Source organism: Rufibacter sp. XAAS-G3-1, from assembly GCF_013623775.1.
In the GTDB taxonomy this organism is placed as follows: domain Bacteria; phylum Bacteroidota; class Bacteroidia; order Cytophagales; family Hymenobacteraceae; genus Nibribacter.
This window is the reverse complement of record NZ_JABFAM010000014.1, coordinates 110,208-131,826: the sequence shown is the minus strand read 5'-3', so window position 1 is coordinate 131,826 and position 21,619 is coordinate 110,208. Positions and strand designations below refer to the sequence as shown.

The 21,619-nt window shown below is 50.3% G+C and carries 16 protein-coding genes; 1 reads left to right on the top strand and 15 read right to left on the bottom strand.

Features of this window, described 5'->3' with window-relative positions:
* Positions 1–166 precede the first annotated feature (166 nt).
* The 6 genes from HHO50_RS16260 to rbfA all read right to left on the bottom strand — a co-directional run bounded on the left by HHO50_RS16260 (position 167) and on the right by rbfA (position 7,739).
* Entirely contained in the window at positions 167–904 is a 738-nt protein-coding gene (locus tag HHO50_RS16260; RefSeq protein ID WP_181307418.1) for a hypothetical protein, read from the bottom strand.
* A gap of 173 nt (positions 905–1,077) precedes the next feature.
* Positions 1,078–4,017 (bottom strand): DEAD/DEAH box helicase, encoded by a 2,940-nt coding sequence (locus tag HHO50_RS16255; protein ID WP_181307416.1) that lies wholly within the window; start codon positions 4,015–4,017, stop codon positions 1,078–1,080.
* Positions 4,018–4,232: 215 nt separating this feature from the next.
* Positions 4,233–5,456 (bottom strand): FtsX-like permease family protein, encoded by a 1,224-nt coding sequence (locus HHO50_RS16250; protein ID WP_181307414.1) that lies wholly within the window; start codon positions 5,454–5,456, stop codon positions 4,233–4,235.
* Between the two features lie 154 nt (positions 5,457–5,610).
* Positions 5,611–6,084, bottom strand: a complete 474-nt coding sequence (locus HHO50_RS16245) for a GNAT family N-acetyltransferase (RefSeq protein WP_181307412.1) — start codon at positions 6,082–6,084, stop codon at positions 5,611–5,613.
* 330 nt (positions 6,085–6,414) lie between these two features.
* Positions 6,415–7,224: a bifunctional 2-polyprenyl-6-hydroxyphenol methylase/3-demethylubiquinol 3-O-methyltransferase UbiG gene (locus HHO50_RS16240; RefSeq protein ID WP_181307410.1), complete on the bottom strand. Its 810-nt coding sequence runs from the start codon at positions 7,222–7,224 to the stop codon at positions 6,415–6,417.
* 53 nt (positions 7,225–7,277) lie between these two features.
* A complete protein-coding gene (gene rbfA / locus HHO50_RS16235; protein WP_181307408.1) occupies positions 7,278–7,739 on the bottom strand; it encodes a 30S ribosome-binding factor RbfA in 462 nt (153 codons plus the stop codon).
* Positions 7,740–7,834: 95 nt separating this feature from the next.
* On the opposite strand from rbfA, the gene HHO50_RS16230 reads away from it, so the two are divergent.
* Entirely contained in the window at positions 7,835–9,244 is a 1,410-nt protein-coding gene (locus tag HHO50_RS16230; RefSeq protein ID WP_181307407.1) for a hypothetical protein, read from the top strand.
* A gap of 299 nt (positions 9,245–9,543) precedes the next feature.
* Here the strand turns inward: HHO50_RS16230 and rpiB are convergent, their stop codons facing one another.
* From rpiB to HHO50_RS16185, 9 genes are all read right to left on the bottom strand, one after another.
* Complete coding sequence (rpiB, locus tag HHO50_RS16225) at positions 9,544–9,975, bottom strand: ribose 5-phosphate isomerase B (RefSeq protein ID WP_181307405.1); 432 nt, start codon at positions 9,973–9,975, stop codon at positions 9,544–9,546.
* Positions 9,976–9,985: 10 nt separating this feature from the next.
* Positions 9,986–10,840, bottom strand: a complete 855-nt coding sequence (gene tatC / locus HHO50_RS16220; protein WP_255478780.1) for a twin-arginine translocase subunit TatC — start codon at positions 10,838–10,840, stop codon at positions 9,986–9,988.
* A 15-nt stretch (positions 10,841–10,855) separates the two neighbouring features.
* Positions 10,856–12,130, bottom strand: coding sequence for a serine hydroxymethyltransferase (gene glyA, locus HHO50_RS16215; protein ID WP_181307403.1), 1,275 nt, complete (start codon positions 12,128–12,130; stop codon positions 10,856–10,858).
* Positions 12,131–12,301: 171 nt separating this feature from the next.
* A complete protein-coding gene (locus HHO50_RS16210) occupies positions 12,302–14,731 on the bottom strand; it encodes a hypothetical protein (protein WP_181307401.1) in 2,430 nt (809 codons plus the stop codon).
* 1,141 nt (positions 14,732–15,872) lie between these two features.
* Entirely contained in the window at positions 15,873–18,683 is a 2,811-nt protein-coding gene (locus HHO50_RS16205) for an IPT/TIG domain-containing protein (protein ID WP_181307399.1), read from the bottom strand.
* Positions 18,684–19,074: 391 nt separating this feature from the next.
* Positions 19,075–19,770, bottom strand: coding sequence for a metallophosphoesterase family protein (locus HHO50_RS16200; protein ID WP_181307397.1), 696 nt, complete (start codon positions 19,768–19,770; stop codon positions 19,075–19,077).
* Positions 19,771–19,972: 202 nt separating this feature from the next.
* Positions 19,973–20,215, bottom strand: coding sequence for a hypothetical protein (locus tag HHO50_RS16195; protein ID WP_181307394.1), 243 nt, complete (start codon positions 20,213–20,215; stop codon positions 19,973–19,975).
* 55 nt (positions 20,216–20,270) lie between these two features.
* Positions 20,271–20,558 (bottom strand): hypothetical protein, encoded by a 288-nt coding sequence (locus tag HHO50_RS16190; protein ID WP_181307393.1) that lies wholly within the window; start codon positions 20,556–20,558, stop codon positions 20,271–20,273.
* Positions 20,559–20,620: 62 nt separating this feature from the next.
* Complete coding sequence (locus HHO50_RS16185; protein ID WP_181307391.1) at positions 20,621–21,481, bottom strand: SDR family oxidoreductase; 861 nt, start codon at positions 21,479–21,481, stop codon at positions 20,621–20,623.
* Positions 21,482–21,619 lie beyond the last annotated feature (138 nt).

The following is a 21,619-nucleotide window of genomic DNA, read 5'->3' as shown; positions in this document are numbered from 1 at the left end:
AATTTTGCCGATAATTTCTTCGGATTTGCAGATAATTCTTTTGCGTTGCCAGCCGGTAAGAAGTTTCCACAATGACCGCTAACGGTCTCGTGTAAACAACGTGCGAGGCCGTCGGCCGAAGTATGATGTTTACACAATGTTGGTTGCTGTTGTTTTTTTAAAAGCATTACGACTTTATCTGATATTCTCTGACGATATATTTTGGTGTTGATTTAAGTATTTCGCCTACAATCTCGTTTCCATTTGCAAAAGCGTAATGCAACTTACGATTTTCCAGTACAGCTTCATTGTCCATGTTTGCTGCTGAGAAATATGCTTTGCCTTTGGCTGACAGAAACGTTCTCCTTTTTTCCATTTTTCCTTGGTTTCCCATTGGTGTATGCAATGGATTCAAGAAAATGTCGGTTTGTGCTAAAATGGAATCAAAGCTTTTTCTAAGTTCCTTGTCTTGAACTCTGAACTCTACCCTGTTGTCTTCTGACTGAATATTTTTTAGGATATTTATTTCACCGCAAACTAGCAAGCTTATTCTTTTGTCCTTAACAGTAAATTTTCTATTAGAAGTCAGCTCGTGCAAGAGTTGTTCAGCGCAATATTTATTCTTGTTTATTTCTGAAGAGTCGGTAAAAATTTGATGAGTGTGGCAGCTCAGGATTTTATTGTTTTCTATTTTAAATGCCCAGTTTGTCAGTTCTCTGGCACCGAAGTTTTTTACTTCAAAGAATGCAACGGTGCTTTTGTTGTCTATCTTATCCCTAATTTTTTCAATGTCGGATATGTCATTAAGAGTATGTCCAGCAAATAAAAGTAAATCGGACTTTGAGTTGTTGAAAATCTCAATTAATGAATTCCGCTTTTCGCTTGAAGTCAATTCAAAGTTGAAGGAAACTAGGTTAACTTTCATATTTTTTCAATTGCAACCAACTATTGTATATACGTCAACATACGCTTATCTGCACTTTCTAAACATCCTGTTTACAGCCATTTTGGCTAATAACCGAAACTACTCTATATGACAATCACATATCAATGGCTCTGCGTTTCCAACCGATTTTTCCAAAAGTAGCCTTTAGACGCCTAGCTCAGCAAACTCTCAATGTCCTCTTTGGTCAACCGCTTTATCACGGCTTCATCAGTGGAGATAAGGTCAGAGACCATTTGGAGTTTCTTGTCTTGGAGGGCGAGGATCTTTTCTTCCACGCTGTTCTTGGTGATGAATTTGTAGGTGAAAACGGTGTTCTGCTGGCCTATGCGGTGCGCACGGTCAATGGCCTGGGCTTCTACGGCGGGGTTCCACCAAGGATCCAGGATGAACACGTAGTCGGCGGCGGTGAGGTTAAGGCCTACGCCTCCGGCTTTGAGGGAAATGAGGAAGACCGGCAGTTTGGGGTCGTTCTGGAAGTGGTTGACCTGGGCCTGGCGATCTTTGGTGGAGCCGTCCAGGTAGGCGTAGTTGATTTTGCGCTCGTCCAACGCGGCGCGGACAATGTCCAGGTGTTTTACGAACTGGCTGAAGATAAGCACCTTGTGGCCTTCGTTGACTACGGTTTTGGTCAGGCGCAGCACTTCGCCCAGCTTGCCAGATTCCGCTTCTGAGGCCGGGTCGGCCATGCGGGGGTGGTTGGCAATTTGGCGCAGCTTCATAAGGCCCTGCAAGAGCATGAACTGCGATTTGGCCGCCCCCTGCTCCTCAATGTTCTTCAGGATTTTGTTTCGGTAGAAAGACTTGGTTTCCTCGTAGGCGTGCTCCTGCTCCTCGGTCATTTTGCAGTAGGTCACGTGCTCAATCTTCTCGGGCAGTTCTTTGGCTACCTGGCTTTTGTGGCGGCGCAGAATGAAGGGTTTGATAAGGGCGTGCAGGCGCTTGGTTTTGTGTTCGTCCTTCAGCTTTTCAATGGGGCGCAGGAATTCCTTTTTGAAGAAATTCTGGGTACCCAACAAGCCGGGGTTAATGAACGACATTTGGCTCCACAAGTCCATGGTGCTATTCTCCACGGGCGTACCCGTGAGAATAAGTCGGTGCTTAGACTTGAGCTCCCGAATACTGATGGACGTGTTGGAATTGGGGTTCTTGATGGCCTGGCTTTCGTCCAGAATCACGTAGTCAAACATATAGTTCTTCAGAATCTCAGAGTCCAGGCGCACAATGCCGTAAGACGTGAGAATGAGGTCATAGTGTTTGAACTGGGCCACACTTTTGTTGCGGTACGTGCCCGTATAGGTGAGAATGCGCAGTTGCGGGGTGAATTTCTGGGCCTCGGCCAGCCAGTTGTACACCAAAGAGGTAGGCATCACCAGCAAGGAAGCCGTTTGGGCGCCATTCTCTTTGCGGTGCTGCAGCATGGCCAGCGTCTGCACGGTTTTCCCCAGACCCATGTCATCTGCCAGACAGCCCCCAAAATGGTATTCCTGCACAAAATGCAGCCAGTTATACCCAGCCTTTTGGTACGGGCGCAGTTCGCCTTTAAACCCGAGGGGCAATGGTTTGTCTTCCACGGCCTCAAACTCGCGCAGCTTCTCCAGTTTGCGGCTCATGGTCACGTGGGCCAGGTTGCCGTTCTGCAGGTCGCTCACCAAAGAGAGATGGTGCTTGCGCAGCTTCAGTTCTTCCTCGCCCTCAGAGAAGGCGAACAGCTCCAGGTACTGCGTAAACCATTCCTCCGGAATAATGGCAATCTGGCCGTTGGGCAGCTTGTACTCGCGGCGTTTGGTGAGAATGTGGTTGCGCAGCTTGATGAACGGGATCTCATACGGCCCAAACCGAACGGTGCCGTAGATATCAAACCAGTCATTGGTCTCACTGATGCCCACGTTCACCGAGGTCTCTCCTATGAAGTAGTTCTTCTCTGACTGGCTCTGTTTTAAGGTAAAGCCCAGGTCTTCCAGCGTTTTGGCGTAGGTATTCAACCAGCCAAACGCCTGGGGCTTGTCCATGACTGCCTTGCCGTTCCTGATGTCCAGGCCCCGGCTGGAAAGCTCGCGCAGAAAGGAAGCCTCCTGGTTTACATCGCGGTGCAGCCGGTGAAAAATGTAAGACTCCGGGGTTTTCTCCACGCTCACGCTGATTTTCTTAGTTTCCTGCGTGCCTACGGTATAGGGGCCGTATTTGAAATTAAGCTGAAAAACAATCTTGTCGCCCTCATGCGAGTGGGTGATTTCCTCTTCCTCCTCCTCTTCCCCCGTGGTGGCAAACAAGGCCGGTAAAGGCTCGGCCACCGCCAACTCTGAGAACTGGAGTTGCGGCTGCGGCACGTACCGCTCAGACTTTATATCGAAGCCTTTGGCGTACACGTCAAACTGCTCTATGAGCGGGGCCACAAACTTGCGGTAGTAGCTTTCCTCTACGTTGCGCGGCACCGCAATGAACTTCTTGTTCAGGAACGGCTGCAGTTTCTTGCCGTCTACCTGTTTCTCAAAGCTGTAAAGCACATCATTGAGCAGCAGCCAGGCGGGTTCTTTGCACACCAGCACCGCGTCTTGGTACTGGAACTCCAGCCGTTCGCCCTGGTACTTGAGGGTAGGGAAATAATGGGTATTGTCATCATTGCGGCGGAAGTGGAAGAGCACGGTGGCTTTCTCAGAAGCCATTTTCAGGCGCTTCCAGGTAGGTTCGCCGTCTTTGCCCATCACAAACACCATCTTGTCCTGCAACAGGTGCAGAATCTGGCACATGCGGCGCTGCACGTAGTGGTCTATGTTCTCTTGCAGGAGTTTATCGCCTTTGGCCGGGTCATAGGTCTTGAAGAAGAAATCAGCGAGGGTGGTTTTCTTCACCGCGAATTTCTTGAACACCGCATCCTGCTGAATCTGATCCATGAGCTCAATGAGCTCGAAATCGGTCTCATTCAGGCGGGCCGCAAATTCATCGGCGTTTTTGCTGGAGATGTTCTGGTGCTGGAGGGTGAGCTGGCGTTTGGAGTTGACCTGCACCACAAAAGACTCAAACAAATAGCCCAGGTATTCATGCTCAAAAAGAGAATAAATAACTTGAAAAGGCTGTGTGGTGTATACTTTCATGGCAGAGGCTCGCTTTCCCAATATTGAAAGTACAACAAAATCTGTTTTTCACCGAAGCAAAAATCAAAAAATTAGCAGTTGCTATATTTTTTGGCACCCATGGGCCTGTTTATCCGCCGTTTTCTTAAAAACAGGCGCGAAACAAGGCGGCGCAAGTGGGCGGCACAACTAGAACCGTTTCTGGCCTGTTTTCCTGAAAACAGCCTAAAAACAGCTTACAGGTTTTCTCTGATGGACAGCGCGGCGGCGCGGCGGGCCGGCCGGATGGAGACAAGCAAGGTGATAAGGATGATGGCGGCGGCGGTAAGCAGAAAGTCAGTGGAGCGCATGAGTACCGGGTACGCCTCTACCACTGACGTGCTCATGCCCATGGAAACCCAGCCAAACGTCTGTTGCAGCCAGCAGATGGTGCCGCCCACCACCAGCCCCACAAAGGCCCCGGTAAACGCCACAATGGCCCCTTCCAGCAGGAAAATACGCCGGATGGTGCGCGGGTCGGCTCCCAGTGATGCCAGGATGGCGATGTCTTTCTGCTTGTCCAGCACCAACATGGAAAGCGAGAAGAAGATGTTGATGGAGGCAATGAGCAAGACAAACGTGAAGGTCACAAACACAAACAGCTTCTCCACCTTCACGGCCCGCAGCAAACTCACGTGCTGCTCCTCGCTGTCCTGGACGTTGAAGCCTTTGCCCAGCAGCTCCTTCAACGCGTTCTGCACGCGCCCAATGTCTTTGGGGTTCTTGGTCTTGATCTCCAGCGAAGTGCGCCTGCGCTCATAGCCCAGAAGTTCCTCGGCGAAGCTCAGGGGCACAAACACGTACTGATCATCATATTGCCGCTCAATGGCAAACACGCCGCCCGCCTGAATGCCCAGCTGGCGGAAGGCGTTCTCTGGGTTGATGATGGTTTTCTTGCCCGCCTTAGGGTACATGAACTGGAGCGGCGAAAAAGGGTTTTCTGGCCTGATGGAGAGCTGGTACTGCACGCCGCGGCCAATGAGGGCGAACTCTTTGCCATCTCGTTTGAGCCGGTAGTCACCGTCTACAATAGCGGAGTCAATAAGGTTCTGCTGGAAGAAGTTCTCACTCACGCCTTTCACCTTCACCACCATTTGGCGGTCATTGTAGCGGAGCAGGGCGTTGTCTTCAATCACCTCGGTGAGCAGCGCCACCCCCGGCGTTTTCCTGATTCTGTCCAGCAACTGGGCGTTGGTCTCAAAGGATTTCCCCTCTACGGTGGTAATCTTTATCTCGGGGTCAAACTTTCCGTACAGCGACCGGATCAAATCTTCCAGCCCGTTAAACACCGAGAGCACCACAATCAAGGCCATGGTGCCCACGCCCACGCCAATCATGGCAATAATGGAGATGATGTTGATGATGTTGCGCTTCTTCTTGGAGAAGAAGTACCGCCGGGCGATAAAAAGGGCAACGTTCATCTTTTGGTAATGCGTGAATGAGTGGTTGAATGAATGAGTGAAGGACTAAACCTTTTTCCATCACTCAGGTCACCTTTACTGTTCTTAGGCGAAAGGGTTCTGTTTTCTGCGGCGAAAGGCTGGCCTTGCCGAATGCCCGGGCCGTACCCCGAGGCTACAACTCAGATGCTTTCTTTCGTTCTACGTCCTTTTCCATGCAAACGCTGGAGTCAATGTTTTCATATTGGCCGAAGTTGGGAATTACCTTGAAGCCGCTTTTGGTGTAGAGCCGGATGGCCTCGGGCTGCGCTTTTCCGGTTTCCAGAATCAGGGACTTAAATCCCAGCTCGGCGGCCCAGTTCTCCAGTTCCGCCAAGACTTTCCCCGCAATTCCCTGCCCCCGGAACTCAGGCAACACAAACATTCTTTTTACTTCGGCAATCTCTGGGGAATAGGGTTTGATGGCACCGCACCCCACCGCGAACGTGTTGTAGTACGCCACTATCACTTGCCGTATGGCGTCTATCTTGTTGAATTGGGCAAAAAAAGAGTGGTCATCTCCGTCCCTTACATGCAGATCGGCGTCTAAAAGGGAGACAAGCTCTGCAAAGTCTTGGTTGGCGGAGTCTGTTCTGACTAACTCTATCATTTTAGTATGGTTAATCCGCAGCGCGGAAATCTTCAGGGGTGAAGTTAGGGGTTCTTGGGGCATTGTCAAAGTCCAGGAAAAGCAGCCCTTGTTTTTAGGGTGTTTTTCAGAAAAGATGCCAAAAACAAGGGCTGCTTTTCTTTGTGCTACAAGAACTGCCAACCTCTTGTATAGGCTTCTAAGTAGCAGGATAAATTATAGTATCCCTTATGTCACCCTGAAAGGATTTTGTGGGCGAACTAGAAAAGCGGTAGATAAACGCCGTTGCCGTTCGCCACCGAAATCTTTTCAGGAGGACAAAGAGAGGGATAGTTATGTCTGCCCAATTACTTATTTCCAGGCTTTCACAATAAGGCCGGTGCCGGTGGGGTGCTTGCCGGTGGTGTCCAGCCAGTTCAACAGGAGGCAAAAAGGGTACACCAACAGGTAGTAGAACGGCAAAAGAAGGAAGAACAGCTTGGTGGTACCCAACAGGAGAATGGGGTATTTCATGCTCAGGCGCCAGGAGATTTTGCCGGGCGCGCCGTACGAATAATGCGCCTGGGTGCGGCTGAAGCCCGCGCTTCTGAGTTTCTGCTGTATTTCCTCAATGTTGTAGCCATCGCGCACGTGTTCCTCAATGAAAGAACTTTCCTCAGAGCCGTGCACGTCTGAACCGCCCTGGTCTGAGGGCGTGGAAATGAGCAGCATGCCGCCCGGGCGCATAGAGGCATGGAAGTTTCTGAACACTTCCACGTCTTCCAGAATGTGCTCCATCACGTCTACGCTCAGCACCAGGTCAAACGCCTCCGGGTCTTGGAACGTGACCAGATCTTCTTTCCGGAACATGACGTTATGCCGCCCTATTCTCTGGAAGAAGTTGGCGCAGTCGGCAATCTGCTCGTCTTTCACGTCTACGGCCAGAATACGCCATTTGGGGCTCATGCCCGAGAGGTAATAGCTGTACTGGCCAAAGCCCGAGCCGGCATCCAGAATCTGGAGGGGCTGCTGGCGTTTGGTTTTGGCCCAGGCGCGCAGTTCTTTGTGGATGTGCCACGTACGCAGCAGCAGCAGGTCTAAGAGGTGGTAAAAAAGTCTGCGCAGGAAAGGCGTTTTGTTGAACGCCTCGCCCAGAACGCGTTTGATGGGATCGTACTGCATGGTGGGTTTGGTAGCTGGCTTGCGTAACAGAAAACGGAAGAGTGCCTAGGAGACTAACGCTCTTCGGCGTCGTCTTCCTCCTCTTCGTCATCCTCGCCGTCTTCGTCAGATAGATAATAGTCGTCCTCCGTCCGGAACGGGTTGGTGGGGTCTTCTTTTGATTCTGACGGAATGTCAAGCTGGGAGATGATCTTGTCCATTTTGGCGGCATACTCGGCGGTATCGTCCAGATAGAAGATCAACTCGGGGATCACGCGCACCTGGTTTTTGATGCGCTTGGCCAGTTCATGCCGAATGGTCTTGGTATGTACTTTTATTTCGTTGAGTAAATCGCGGCCGTTGGGGTTGAGCAGCAGGCTTAAATGCACTTTGGCTACGCCCAGATCTGGGGAGACAGATACTCCGCTCACGGATATATAGGTGCTCTGAAACAAATGCGAAACATCGCGCTGAAAGATCTCAGCAAGTTCCTTTTGAATCAGTCTGGCGAATTTTTGTTGGCGTTTACTTTCCATGGTTCCGCAAATATCGTATTAATTTCACATTTTTACCCCACAAACCGTCCTCCTCTTTGCCGCAAGGTCAGAGCGAAGGCTAAGCCGCGCATTGTTTGATACGATTCTTCCGCAGTTTGTTTCCGTCCAGGTGGGTGGTGTTGGTACTGCTGTTTCTCCTCATCCGGCTTCCGTTGCTCATTTTTGGGCTTCCTACTACCCTCTCAGAGTTGCACCACGTGCTGCTGGGCGAACGCCTGCACCAGGGTTTTATGCTCTACCAGGACGTGTATGACACCACCGGGCCCCTTTCGGCCGCCGTCTACTGGCTCCTGGATATGGTGGCCCCCCGGTCTTATCTGGCACACCGCTTGCTGGCTACGTTCTTGATAGGCTACCAGGCGTTTTTGCTGAACTTCATCTTCAACCGGAACCAGGTACACCCTTACAGGTCTTATGTACCGGCCTTGCTGTATCTGCTGTTCGGGAGCATTTTCTTTGAGTTGGATGTGCTCTCGCAGTTGCTGCTGGGCCATACGTTTGTGATCTTGGCGGTCTCCAGCCTAACTGCTATCTCCAAAGAGGCTTCCAATGCCGGACGTCTGTTCAAGGCTGGTTTTATGCTGGGTCTGGCGGCCCTGTGTTATCTGCCGCTGGTGTGGTTTCTGGTGCTGGGCTTCTTCGCGGTTATTTATTTCGCCTCGGGCGCTTTTAGGAGCACCCTGTTAATGCTCACGGGCTTTGTGTTCCCGTATACCGTGGTGTTCACGTATTTTCTGTACCAGAACGCGCTGGGGCCTTTTCTGGAGCTGGGGCTAACCTGGTCTTGGCAATTTACTTTCTCCTTTGGCATGCCCCTTGGGCAGGTTTTCACGGTGGCGGCCCTTCCGCTGGGCGTGTTGGGGTTGGCCTTGCTCAGTCTGCCTTTGGTTACGCTAGGGGCCAACTACCAGGCCCGGTTCCTGCAGTTCATGCTCATCTGGATTATTGTGGTGGCGCTGGTACTCATTAGCGGCCATGACGCCTCAGTGAAAGGTTTGATCTTGCTGCTGCCTTTGCTCTCTTATTTTGGCATCTTTCTCTTCAGTTGGGGGGGCAACCGCTTCTGGATTGCCGAACTCCTTTTCTTGGTGGTGGTAGCCGGTGTGATAGCCGTACGCTATAACCCTTTGGGAGTAGTGTATACCGCCCTGAAAATAGAACCCGAACGGGTGCAGGTGCAGGATCTTCCCAAGTACAGGCAAATAGAGGGGCAACGGTTACTGGTGCTGGGCCCCGACCTCAACTATTACCAACACAACAGCCTGGGCTCACCCTATCTGCGCTGGGACTTGGCTCGGCCTTTCTTTGGCAGGCTGAGCCACTATGAGGCACTGTTCACCATTCTGCAAGACCTCCGGCAAGACCCTCCCGCCTACATTGTAGACCAGCAGAACCTCATGCCCGAGCTGCAATACAAGCTGCCCCTGGTCTTCCAACGCTACGAGAAGGTGGGAAATGGCCCGTTCTACCGGCGGGTGCGGTAAAGGAGTCTTGAGTCCTGAGTTCTGAGTCAGGATATGGATGTAGGGGCAATCCCTTGTGGTTGCCCTAAGCAGGTGAAACGGGGCCTCGGTTGTTGGTGACAATACCAACAACCGCAAGCAGTGGTTATGGTTTCTGTTTTTCTGCCGGGGCAATAACAATCAAATCATAGGCGGAGCTTCTTCCGTTTATAGCCTATTTTACAGAAAACAGCCCCAAAACAGCAAGGGCACCCACAAGAGGCACCCCTACGTTTTATTTTGACTCTGGACTCAGAACTCAAGACTCAGAACTCGCGCCGTTAGGCGCAGGCAATCTTATCTACCCTGGTCTGGTGGCGGCCGCCTTCAAACGGAGTGGCCAGAAACGCCTCTACCATCTCACCGGCTACTTCTTCGCTCACAAACCGGGCCGGAATGCACAGCACGTTGGCGTTGTTGTGGGAACGGGCCAGTTCGGCCAGTTCTCTTTGCCAGCACAGCGCGGCTCTGATGCCGGCGTGTTTGTTGGCGGTAATGGCTACGCCGTTGCCGCTGCCGCAGAGCAGGATGCCAAGTTCGTATTCCTTAGACTCCACCGCTGAGGACAACGGGTGCACGTAGTCGGGGTAGTCTACCGAGGCGTCTGAAAACGGCCCGAAGTCTTTTACCTCGTGGCCCAGGGCCTCCAGTTGTTCTTTCACCATTCCTTTGTATTGGTATCCGGCGTGGTCGCCGCCCAGGGCTATTTTCATCTTAGTAGCGTTAAGAAGTAGCTTGTTGGTTTAACTTGGCCAAATCGCGGCGGCGTACCCACCACGAGATGTTGATACTCACCTCGTAGAGCAGCAGCAGCGGAATGCCCATGAGGGTCATACTTAATACGTCTGGCGGAGACAGCACGGCGGCCACAAACGCAATGACCACAATGGCGTGCTTGCGGTAAATGCGCATGAGCTCGGGAGACAGAATGCCCGCCCGTGACAGGAAGTACACAATCATGGGCAACTCAAACATGATGCCGCAGGACAGCACCAGCGTGACCAGCGTAGAAATGTAGGACGACAAGTCAAACTCATTGGTGATGCTAGGGTCTACCTGGTAAGAGGCCAAAAAGTTGATGGAAAGCGGCGATACAATAAAGTACCCGAACAGCGAGCCCAACAAAAACAGGAGCGACACAAAGAACACCGCGCCGCGCGAGTTTTCCCGTTCATTGGGGTACAGCCCGGGTCTTATGAAGCGCCAGATTTCCCAGAACAGGTACGGAAACCCGATCAGCAAGCCTATCACAAACGAGCTGGTCAGGTGCATGGTGAACTGCGACGACAGTTCACGGCTCTGTAGCGTGAAGTCCAGCTTGTTGATGCACAGGCCCGGCGAGTTGAGGGCCGCTCCCACTTCACAGAGCTTCCGGTAAGTGAAGAAATCAGTACGGGAAGGCCCCAGGATAATGTCATGGAAGACAATCTCCTTGTTGGCCATAGCTATACCCGTGAATACCACAATGGCCACGGCCGAGCGGATCAAGTGCCACCTGAGAATCTCCAGGTGATCCAAAAAGGTCATTTCATGCTCTTCTCCGCTGTGCGCTGCCACCTCTCCGGAACGTTGTGCCATGTACTTTTCTAGTGCTTAGTAACTGAACAACGGGAACTGTTGCATCCAATTGTTTATTTCTTTTCTGGTGTCAGAAAGGATGGTGTCATTGTCATGGTTCATGAGCACGCGGTCAATGTAGCCCACAATGCGATCCATGTCCTGCTCCCTCAGACCACGGGTAGTTACGGCCGCCGAGCCGATTCGGATTCCGGAGGTCACAAAAGGAGATTTATCGTCAAACGGCACCATGTTTTTGTTGATGGTGATGTCTGCCTTGATCAAGGTGTTTTCGGCCAGTTTTCCGGTAAGGTCTTTGGAACGAAGGTCTATCAGCATCAAGTGGTTGTCGGTGCCCGAAGAGATGATTTTGTACCCGCGCTCCACAAACGACTGGGCCAGCACCTGCGCGTTTTTCTGCACTTGAAGCGTGTATTCTTTGAAAGAAGGAGAAAGGGCCTCAAAAAACGCCACCGCTTTGGCCGCAATCACGTGCTCCAACGGCCCGCCTTGCGTACCCGGGAAAACGCCGCTGTCCAGCAAAGAAGACATCATGCGCAATTCGCCCTTCGGGGTTTTCAAGCCAAACGGGTTTTCGAAGTCTTTCCGCATCATGATCATCCCGCCCCGGGGCCCGCGCAGGGTTTTGTGGGTGGTGGTGGTCACAATGTGGCAGAACTCAAACGGGTCGTTCAGCAGACCGGTGGCAATCAGGCCGGCCGGATGGGAAATATCGGCTAACAACAGCGCGCCCACGGCATCGGCGGCTTCGCGCAGGGCCTGGTAGTTCCAATCACGAGAATAAGCCGAGGCACCGCAGATAATCAGTTTCGGTTTCTCGCGTTCGGCCACTTCCCGTACCTTAGTCCAGTCAATCTCGCCGGTCTCGGGCTCTACGCCGTAGAACGAGGGCTGGTACAGTTTTCCCGAGAAGTTCACCAAAGAACCATGCGTCAAGTGCCCACCGTGCGACAGATCAAACCCCAGGATCTTATCGCCGGGGTTTAGGATAGCCAGCATCACGGCGGCATTGGCCTGCGCGCCGGAGTGCGGTTGTACGTTCACCCACGCGGCCCCAAACAGTTGCTTCGCGCGGTCAATGGCCAACTGCTCAGACTGGTCTACAATCTCGCAGCCACCGTAGTAGCGCTTGGCAGGCAGGCCTTCGGCATATTTATTTGTGAGTACGCTGCCCATGGCTTCCATTACCTGGTCAGAAACGAAGTTCTCAGAGGCAATAAGTTCTATGCCGTGTAGCTGGCGCTGATGCTCTTTCTGTATAAGATCAAAGATGTGGGAATCGCGTTGCATAGGAATTCTGTTAGTGGCAACCCAAAAGTACGGCCCTTGCGGCAAATAACCAATGATTTAGACGCGCAAGGGCACCAGAAAGCGAGGGGAGCGTTTAGGGGCTGTTTTCAGGAAAACAAACAAAAAACCCTCAGAGAATGTCTGAGGGTTTTTTGCGGGGCTGTTTAGGGGCTATTTTCTCAAAATCCGTTGGGAAGTGATTTTCCCGTTCAGTTCGGTGAACAGGTAATATAAGCCGGGCTTCATTTTGGAATCAACCCTAATCTGGGTCTCGGACTTTCCTTGCGGCACCAGCACTCTTTTAGAGAGGCTTTCTTTGCCGTTGCTGGAAAGCAGTTTAATGTTCAGGTCGCCTGCCTTGGGCGTATTCACGCTGAGGCTGATGTGATCTGTGAAAGGATTGGGAGACGCCTGTATTACCTGAACCCCGCAGTTGAACTTCACCACGAGCACCTTGCTGTAGTACTTTCTGCCTTTGGCGTCATACATCTTCAGGCGGTAGTACCTTGCGGCCTCCTCACCGGTTTTGCTGTCTTTCAGTTCATAGGAATCTTCGCGGTTCCTGGAGTTGCGCTTCTGGAATTTCCCAATCACCCGGAAGTCGTTTTTGTAGAGGTCGGTGGCTACTTCTACTTCGTAGTAGACTTTCTTGCTCTTTGCGTGGGCTCTCCATTTGAGTTTGATGCTGCCGCAGTTGGTTGGATCCAGTTCTGTCTCTATTTCTTCTTCGGGGTCTTCTTCGGCCGGTGCTTCCACTGCTGGTGGCGCGGGTTTAGAAGCCACAAAATCAATAGCGGCTCCGCCGTTGTGGAGGTAGAGCTCGGTAAAGTCAGTGATTCCGGTTAGTTCGGCAATAAAGTAGTTGCCGGTGGCGGTGATGGTTGCGTTGCCCAGGTGGGCGGTGGTGGAGCTTTGGGCGGTGTTGTCTGTATAGGCGCAGTTCTCTGTGCTGTCTGCGCTGCTGTATGCGGTAAAGGATAGATCACGTAGCGTTGTTACGCTGGTGGTAGCGGCCTTGTACTTCCCAAACTCTGCCTGCAACCCAAAAAGCCGGATGCTGACTGGTTGGGCGGGGCTTGGCTCATTGGTGGCTTTGATTCTCCAGTTTCTGGGCATTAGGCCAGCCTCTGCCCCGGTGGTGTTCTTTACGGTGCGGCTGCTGTCAGCGCTTACCAGAAAGTCTATGGTCACGTCTCCCAAGGCATTGCCGCCATCGCGGATGGCACCAAGTAATTCTCCGTTGTACTTGATCTCCTGCCATTTGTTTGAACCGTCAGAAATAAGGGTGGCACTGGTGAAGGTAGTGTCATAATCGGCTTCGGTCTTTGGGGCATAAATGGCGGTGGAGCAGGTAATAAAGTGCCAGCCATTGTTATTTCCTTTGTTCTCACTGTTTAAGCCCGCGTAGTAGCTGCCTGGCCCCTGGGAATGAACATCTTCCAGAATGAGGTAATCTGTGCAGAAACCAATGGACGTAAAATTGATGGTGGCGTTGCTTCCCTTGGTGGAGGCTTGGATGGTGGTAAAAGGGGCGCTGCCTGGCGTTGACAAGGTCTCTATGGTCTGTACCTGGCCGCTTTCTACGTTCAATGTGTTAGTGCCGGTAGCATCTGCGTTAATAGGCAGAGAAAGTTCTTTGAAGGTGTTGCTGTTGTTTACAAAGGATTCTGGCCCGTGTAAGGCAACCACTCTGTATGCCTGATCACCGCCATTGAAAGTATGGGTGCCTGGCCCATTCAAAACTACTCTGGATTCTGCCGCCCTGAGCGCCAGAGAAGAGGAAACATCCCAAGTCACAAGGTTGGTTACGGTAGAGGTGCCTAACTGCAATTCCCTTGTTTTCTCACCGGTAGATCTGAATGTGTTGACCGAGATATTATAGTTGTTGGTTTTGAGGGTGCCTTCGGTTAACATGAGGGTGCTGCCTTGTCCGGCACTTAATTGACTCTGGAGTATCCAGCCGCCTGTTCCTTCAAACGTGATTCTGGAAGAACCCGGGAAGGACTTGTTTAAAAAGTTGATAGGTGTGTCTGGGTTGCCAGACTTGAAAGTGATGGTAAACCCGGCGGGGGCTGCTAAAAGAAGGTTACTGTGTGCCTGAAATGATCCATATACATTGAGGTTGGCGGTGCTGCCTTCAAAGGTGGTAGACCGAATGTTGACCCATGAAAGATTTTTAACATTAGCCTCTACGTCTACCGTTACCTTTTGGCCCGCGAATAGAAATGAGTTGGCGTCAAAAACCACATCATCTGCCGCTGTGGGCAGCGTCTGATGCTTTTCCTTTCCCCCACTGGTGGTAGCCCAATGCCCAATTTCACTCCAAGCCCCGCTTCCTCTGTTGTTTAATCCGAAAGGAACCCAGTAATAGGTCTTGCCAATTGCCGTAGAGTCATCTGTCTCTAATGTAGACAGTACTTGCGCCAATGGGGCAAGATTGGAGAGAGAGAAAGCAGCTTGTTGCCCTCTGGAATACTCCATTGAGGGGTGATTGCTCAAATAATAAGAGGAACTGGTTTCAGCGGTGGCTAAATCACTAATGCAGAATAAGCATAGGGTGAGGTACAGTACCTGTTTTAACTGGGTAAAACTTTGCTTCATAGTTATTTGAATTAATGGTTGAATTTCATTTGACTGAGCTGTTTATTCCTAATGGTTTGTGTATAGTGCTAAATTTTAGGCTTGAACTTCTGTCTGTTAAAAGTTTTGATTAAATGGTTTTGGCTTAATGTGACTTTGCTTGGTTTGTTATTTTAATTATAGCTGAAAGCTGCCATGTTCTAAATAATGCATGTATAATACAATATATCATAAAACGTGTTGAAATATATTGTATAATTATACAAATACAATAATAACTTTTAATAATATACCATAAAGTTAGAATTGTACTATATAAGGCGATTGGGGTGACATGGATGTTCGGTTTCTTTGTATTGGTGAACACCCAGAGAATAAGGCGAAGCAACAACACTGCTTCCAGCTTAAAAAAAGCGTAATCATTTGCTGTCTTTATGCACCGAGCGCTGCGGTATATGGCAGAAGCATAGAAGGGCACATTGCGTATTCGTGGCAGTCAGAAAACTTTGCCTCGGTAGCTTCTCTATTTCCGTCCCTGTAGTTTCCTTGGCTATAAGCGGCTGTTACGCCCTCCTGCCGGTGGTTCCCGGCAAGTCTGGAGACTCGGTTTATCAGGTGTCACGAGATTGGAGTCTTGCGCCAGTTGATTCCAAACCTGTGAGGTCTTCAAGGCCTCACAGGTTTCTGCGTTTTTGGCCTGTTTTCCGCAAAACGGCGCCAAAGACCTCGGAGTGTGCGCAGAGTGTCTACGCCAATGCCGTTTATGGCCTACTTTCTGCAAAACAAGCCTAAAACGCTGGAACGAAGGGAGGATGTCTGCCCCTCAGGAAAACCAACCGTAGAAGGCAATGCGTGCCAGAGACAAGGCAGTGCCTGTTCTCTACCGGAAAATAATAACAGCGGCCTGCCGTTTACAGTCCGTTTTCCGTAAAATAGCCCCAAAACGCATCGCCCCAGCCCTTTTCCGTGGGAGAGGGGGCTGGAGCGATGCGTTTTGGGTGTAAGGCCAGTTTTAAGTAATGGGACAGAATGTATGCGCTGCTCAGCCGGTTGGAATGAGGTGCTCGCAGGGGTTTTCTTTTATCTGCATTGGAGCGCACGTCATTTTTAGGGCATAAAAAAGGGGAGGCATTTGCCTCCCCTTTTTACAAAACGTTTGTGGTTACTTTTTAATGACACGGGTGGTGGTAACCTCACCGTTTAGTTCAGTCACTAAGATGTACATGCCGGCGCTTACTGATGCGTTGTTTACGGGCAGTTCTAAGATTGAGGTGCCCGCTTCTACCTTGTACACCTGCTCAAGTGCTTTTTTCCCAGTCACATAATAGAGGGTTGCAGTTAGGGCGCCGGCCTTCTCGGTTGCAACTTCAAGGTTCAGGTTATGGCTGTCATCAAATGGATTGGGGTATGCCTTAACGGCAATAGCCGTTTTGTTGGAAGCGGGTTTCTCTACTGCAATTGTTTTGCTGAACTCTGCCTTCCCGTCTAAATCTACTTGCTTCAGGCGGTAGTAGGCAACTGCGCCTTTGGCCGTGTGGTCTTCTGCTTCATAGGAAGTAGGGGTTGAGCTGTTGGTTGCTTTGCTGTCTACGCGTTGGATGGTCTTGAATCCCTCTTTTAAAGGATCGGCGCTTGCCTGCACTTCAAAGTAAGCGTTGTTCTTCTCTGAAGCGGTTTTCCAGTTTAGAATCACACCGGTTGAAACGCTCTTTGCCGTGAAATCAATCAACTCTACTGGCAATGTGCTGGTAAGTACCAGGAATTCAAACTCCGTTGTTCCGCCTGCGGTTTTTACCATGATAGGCCCGCTAGTGGCGTCTTCGGGCACAACTGTAGTGAGACCTTCTTCCGTTCCATAGAAAGAGGCTGGAATGCCATTGAAAGAAACTGAAATAATGTTCTTCAAATCTGTTCCTGCAACAGCTACTACGGTTCCAACTGGGCCGGTGTTGGGGCTAACGGAAGTGATAACGGGAGCCGGTATGGTCACGGTGAAGTTCTGGTCGCTCTGCGTGATGGCGCCGTTGTCGTCCTCCACCGAGATGACGCCCGTCACCGCGCCTTGCGGCACCTTGCCCCTGATCTGGGTGCTGCTCACCAGTTCGTAGCCCTCTGAGTAGAGGTACTCGCCGGCTGCGTTCTTGAACAGCAGGCCGCCGCCAGCAGTGAAGTTCGCCCCCGTCACCGTCACCATCGTGCCGACTGGGCCTGTCTTAGGAGTAAAGTCCGTGATGATTGGTTCAGGAATGGTTACGGTAAAGTTTGATTGTGCTGAGCCTCCCGCTGTGGTTACTACCATTGAGCCTGATTGAGCACCTTCCGGAACATAAACATATAAAGTGTTTTCTTCTGTGTCATCATATTCTGTGGCAAGCACACCTCCAAAGGTGATGTTGATGATGCCTTTCAAGTTAGAGCCAGTAACAGTTATAAGTGTTCCAACAGGTGCTGCTGTAGGAGATAATTCTGTAATAACGGGAGCCGGTATGGTCACGGTGAAGTTCTGGTCGCTCTGCGTGATCGCGCCGTTGTCGTCCTCCACCGAGATGACGCCCGTCACCGCGCCTTGCGGCACCTTGCCCCTGATCTGGGTGCTGCTCACCAGTTCGTAGCCCTCTGAGTAGAGGTACTCGCCGGCTGCGTTCTTGAACAGCAGGCCGCCGCCAGCAGTGAAGTTCGCCCCCGTCACCGTCACCATCGTGCCGACCGGGCCTGTCTTAGGAGTAAAGTCCGTGATGATTGGGGTAGAGATAACTGTGAAAACCCCGTTGCTTTCTGCTGTTAAGGAATTGTTGTAAGAGAGCTTAATCTTGCCAGTTTCTGCACCTGCCGGAACGGTGGCTGATATTGTGTTATCGTCAATTCTTGTGAGGGTAGCCGTTTTCCCCTCTGGGGTGCCGTTGTTGAATATAACAGTTTGCGCGTTCGTGAAATGAGAACCACGGATAATGATGGTGCTTCCAACGGTACCGGCGTCTGGTTCAAAACTCGTAATAATAGGTGCTAGAATTGCGCCTCTTCCGCTGAGATTAATGGTATAGGGATTTTCATCAGAGTCATTGTTGCCGATAGTAACTGCTGCACTTTTGATTGTTGCTGTGGTTGGCTTAAAAACAACCTGAAACGAAGTGGTTGCCCCTGCTGCAAGAGAAGAAGATGGGGCTCCTAGAATCTCGTATTGATCAGTGTTTGTGCCGCTTAATACCAATGGGGTTGCAATAGACAAGGGTGAGTCTCCATTGTTTTGTATGGTAAAGGTAACCGGAGGGCTGCTGGTGTTGATATTTTGTTGTTCCGTAAACGTATAAGTAGTACCGTTCGCCTGTGTGGTATTTCCTACCACAATATTGATTTCAGGGGCAGCAGGCCTTGGGCTTAGTGTTACTTTGTCAATAAGTATGTTGGTGACACCTGCTGGAATTGAAGTAGCTCTGAATCGCAGATATCTTGAAGCTGAGTTAGGAGTTGCAGTAATAGGTAAGATGGCTGCATCACTCTGGGTTATTTTTGCTATGTTTGAACTGCTGTTAATGGTTTGTAATGTAGACCAAATAGTGCCATTCACCGATTGCTCCAACAGCATCTCTCCGGTGAAGGAAGAAGCACTGCCAACATATGCAATGTGATAGCTAAATTCTCCGGGAGACTGATTGGTGATTCCAGAGAAATTAATAATCAATTGATCGCCGTCTCCATCGAAACTTGCAGATCTTGTGTTGGTTGCATGGGTGGTGGCGTCAGTTGTGCCTAGGTTTATGTTAGTATCCGTAGGTAAGCCAACGTGTGACCACCCTTGCTTAGGTGCAGGGGAGTTGTTCAAAGTATTCCAACGTCCTCCATAGGTTGTAGGCAAGCTTGTCACCTGTGCCTGTGCTACTGACACTATTCCGCAAAGAATCAAAACTAAAAATAGCCAGATTCTTCTTGCCCTACTTTCCCCGGAAGCATTTCTTCTGAGTAAAATTTTCTCCATAACGCTACTTTAAAATTGATAAACTTATTCTGGTTGAAGATTGTGATTGGTTGGCGTATACTTGATTATGCGTATTTGCTCTGTTCTGGACTGTTTGAAAATTGCAATAAGTGCAATAGGTAATTAGCGAAAGTCGCTTTTTTGGGAGCGGCTATCTACGTGTAAAATTACAATAAAGTTTTTTAATCTATGAAAGGAAAGTGTAGTTTAATTAGTAAATATGTTTTTATATATTTATTATTTTTAATATAAAATTCTACCTAAATATGCCTTTAACGGGTCTTAAAAGGTGATTTTAAGGGTAGTATTTTACTGTATGGCAATTAAGGTAATAGTAATTATTTAATGAGAATGTTTATTTAGTTTAAGATAAGATAAGAATAGTTATAGGCTATTTAACCTTTATAGGGTAAGGAGCTTCTGAATTAGGTAAGAAGAATAGTTCTACTTTGTCTAAGTTTAAGGCGCAGAGGTGGCCGAATTCCTGATTTTGGTAATATACGCAGCCGGCATCTAGGTTAATGGCGGGCCTTTTCTGGGCTACTGCTTTTTCAATGGAAGGTCTGGGGAGAGGTAAATGGCCGTGCAGCAATCTTCGCTCACCAAGTTTGGCAAGAGATGGTTGCATGCGCTTCGTATTCAGGAGGTTGTGGTTGCTGGTAAGGAGAGGATTGGAGAGCGTGAAGTCTAGCCCGGCGTGTACCAGGATGTAGTCTTCTAAGATGACCAGAAGGGGCAAAGACCTGATAAATGAGATGTATTCAGGGGCAATGTCAGCAAATTGTGCTACCCCAAAATTAGTCAAGGTTTTCTGCTTGTCTTCTTCCGTGAGCCAAACGGTGTGCTCTCCTTTGTCAACGGCGTCTAGCAGCAACTGGTCATGGTTGCCACGAAGGCAGGTAACGCGAAAGCCCCAGCGCTGCAGGGAAAAGATGTAGTCTATAACTTCCTTGCTATGAGGCCCTTTGTTGATGTAATCCCCTAATAAATATAAATGGTCTTGCGGCTGTAGCTGAATGACTTCTTCCACCATTTTCCGGAAAGTGACAAGGCAGCCATGAATATCAGAGATTGCGTATCGGGCCATGGGGGGAGGTGATTAGTGGTAGATGCCGGGTGCTGTCACGGACTACTATGCCTTGAAGGTTATTTGAAATGTTATATTACAAGGCTAGATAATCAAAGGTGTTCATCAGTTTGTCTCCTGTTTTAGGAAAATAGAATAAAAACCATATAAAAAAGCACCTTCTGTGAAGAAGGTGCTTTTTCTCTTCTGCTGAAGAACCAAATCAAGTACCGCCGTAGCTAGGTTTGTTGATATCGGGTTTGTGGAGGTTTCGGTTGGGATGGGTAATAGCCTCCGGTGCCGGATCGCCGTTGTCATCCAGAAACCTTTCTGCTATCTCTTCACTGCGCTGGATTTCATCTGGCCCACCGGTTGATTTAGCGCCAGCCTTGCTGATGCCTTCGTCCGTAGGTTGGCCTTTCTGCGATTTGGAGTCATGGCTGGTGTTCTTGCTTTTATAGGGCATACTTCCTCCTTTTCTGGTTTAAACTAATTATTCAAAAAACACGCGGGAAACGGTATCAGGTGCCGCGACCTTCGCCGTCTGTGCGCATATTGTCTTTGGGTGGCTCAGTGCTGTCTGCCTCTTCGTTCACGCTTACCCCGGTTGGGCCGTCAGAAGAGTCAGAGCCGTAGCCTTCTTTGCCATCGCGGTTGCCGAAGCCGCCGCGCTGGGCTTCGTTCTTGGGCGGATCAGCACCTGGTATAATATGCCCGGCCATCATGTCTTCCATGTTAGTGGCCGTATCATCTATTACCCGTATGGGACGGTCGTGCCCGTTTGGGTGGTCTTTATTGTCAGTTGCCATAGGCGGTTGCTTTAGGTTGTGTCTCTCCCTGTTTACTGTTTTCCACGTGGAAAGGTTGAGCCTTACCCGCCTATCTGTTCGCCGCCGTTCACGTGAATGGTCTGCCCCGTAATGTAAGAAGCGTCTTCACCAGCCAAAAACACGTAGGCCGGGGCTACCTCAGAAGGCTGGCCTAAGCGGCCCATGGGCTGGCTTTTCCCGAAATCCCCTACTTCTTCCAGCGTGGCCGGGATGAGTGGAGTCCAGATAGGGCCCGGCGCTACCGCATTCACCCTAATGCCTCCTTCGGCCAGGTTCTGGGAGAGCGAACGGGTAAAGGAAGTGATAGCTCCCTTGGTAGAGGCGTAATCCATCAGGTGACTAGAGCCCCGGTAAGAGGTAATGGAAGTGGTATTAATAATGCAGTCGCCGGACTTTAAATGGTTTAAGGCCGCCTGCGCCACAAAGAAGTAGGCGAAGATGTTCGTCCGGAAGGTTTGCTCCAGTTGCTCAGAGGTAATCTCGCGTAAATCGTTTTTCTCGTGCTGTTCGGCGGCGTTGTTGACCAGAATGTTCAGGCCGCCTAATTCTTTAACCGCCTGTTCTACGCACGCTTTGCAGAAAGCTTCGTCGCGCAGGTCACCGGGAATGAGGACGCATTTGCGACCTTCGGCCTCTACCATCTTTTGGGTGTCCTGGGCATCCTGCTCCTCGTCCAGGTACACGATGGCCACATCGGCGCCCTCGCGGGCGAAATGCACCGCCACGGCCCGGCCAATGCCGCTGTCTCCGCCGGTAATCAAGGCTTTCTTGCCTTGCAGCTTTTCGCTGCCTTTGTAGTTCTTCCGAATGACGATGGGCTCCGGGCCCATTTCATGCTCCAGGCCGGGTTGGTGGTCTTGGTGCTGGTCTGGAACTTCCTGTGGTTTCTGTTCTTCTGCCATAGTCTTGGTAGTTTATGTTTGTCTCAGGTTCTACTTTGATTCTCAGCTATTCATCAGATACAAAGCCAAGAGATAGACTTAGAAGTACGGGAGCAGTTGGAAAGGGCTACGTTTCGGCATCGTTTTAAGAAAAACAGA